The sequence below is a fragment of the Rheinheimera nanhaiensis E407-8 genome, from assembly GCF_000296695.1.
GTDB lineage: Bacteria > Pseudomonadota > Gammaproteobacteria > Enterobacterales > Alteromonadaceae > Alishewanella > Alishewanella nanhaiensis.
Genome location: NZ_BAFK01000047.1, coordinates 1 through 1,547, shown reverse-complemented (window position 1 = coordinate 1,547; position 1,547 = coordinate 1). Strand labels below are relative to the sequence as shown.

General features: G+C 44.3%; 2 protein-coding genes. Both read right to left on the bottom strand.

The genetic code is table 11. From position 1 onward, the window contains the following. Positions 1-463: 463 nt before the first annotated feature. Entirely contained in the window at positions 464-1,120 is a 657-nt protein-coding gene (locus RNAN_RS18490; protein ID WP_040552737.1) for a hypothetical protein, read from the bottom strand. 95 nt (positions 1,121-1,215) lie between these two features. Next, positions 1,216-1,500, bottom strand: a complete 285-nt coding sequence (locus RNAN_RS19025; RefSeq protein ID WP_050858404.1) for a hypothetical protein — start codon at positions 1,498-1,500, stop codon at positions 1,216-1,218. Between the last annotated feature and the right edge of the window lie 47 nt (positions 1,501-1,547).

The window sequence follows — 1,547 nt, the reverse complement described above, 5'->3', positions numbered from 1 at the left end:
TTTCTTCTTTGGAAACCACGTTTGGACTCCGGCGAAAGCTAACGCTCAAAGCAGCTGCGCGGTACGCGTCAGATGCCTTTGCTTGTTAGCAGCCTGAACCGAACTTGCGCGGCTTGCCGCACTGGCAAACCTGAACAGCGACAGACTGCTTTTTATTAAAAACTAAACCGGTTAACTGCGACACAGCGAGCCAACCGGAACCTGTAAAACTGTTTAAGCGAAGCCAAAAAGAACAACGCTACCGCCACTACTGTTTGCAGCAAACCCACAAACTGGCGAACTTAACCGTTTGGCGCTGCCGCTAAGAATACGAAACGCGAGCAAGGCCGGAATAAAACTACTGACTAAAACCGTTAAAACCCCGAAAGCCTGCTAACGCTTTGCTAATTGGCTGCCGCAGCGTAGCGTAGGCAGTCCAGTGGCGGCCACGCTTTTTGTGGCCGGAACGAAATTAAGCAACTTGTTAGATTCGAAGCTTATTAATTTCTACCATGTTTTTCGTTAAGCGCCCTTGGGTATTAGGGCGGTCTATAAAAACAAACGTGTAGAATGTATCATGCTGGCCTGAATAAACTAATTTCCCTGTCAGAGTTACATTTTTCGGCTGTTTCACTGGAAGCATATCAAGTATAAAAGTACCTGTAGCACCATCCTTCTCGAATTTTTTCGTTAGCTCTGGAGCCATACCGATAACTCGGTCACTTACTACTGCTTCAGCAGCTTCGTCAAATCCTTCTTCGGCTGTTACATTTGGAATTTCTACACCGCCAAAGTTTGAATCAAAGTAGTGATAAATTTTTAGCCAGCGCTCTTTTGCTGCATTATAGTCTTCACCCTCGTAAGCCCAGACTTGAATAAAATCCAAATTGTCTGAAGAAAATACGAATGAAATATTAGCCTTTTCTCCAAGGAACTTTCCATTACTCGTTTCGAGCCCTCCCGTTACATTTACATGTTTGTAAGGGCCGTATTCACTAAATGAAACGACAGAATCCCTAGATACGCCTAGCTGCCATGGTAATTCGTTAAATAAGATCTCTGGAAAACCAGAATTGTTTCTGGTTGTTTGGCAACCAACTAATAAAAGCAACATTAAAGGTATAAACTTAAATTTCTTCATAATCTACTCTGTAAATCTAACGCAAAGCACACGGGCGACGAGCCGCGCAGCGGGTTGACGTCCCAGCGGCCGCAGGCCGCGAGTGATGCGCCTTGTTAGGGATTTGCTGAATGCTGCTGTTTAATTTTTGCATAACAAAACTCACAAACAAGACTGAAATTATTAAATGCTCTGAATGATTCCGTCATTTCACCTTCGTTAAGAAAAAACTCCTCACAAGCACCACACCAAGCTTGCAAGTCATCAGGCTCGGAGCTGTTTTCTACAAAACCCAAAACACCTTCTGTTTTTTGCAACAAATGACAGCAAACTACAGCAGAGTTTACTGTGCCATGTGTACCGCATTTGACGGTTGGATTATCGGTCTGAGCCATCATCATCCCTAACGCTTAAAGCAGCGGAAAACAAAAGTGTAGCAGAGCGGAGC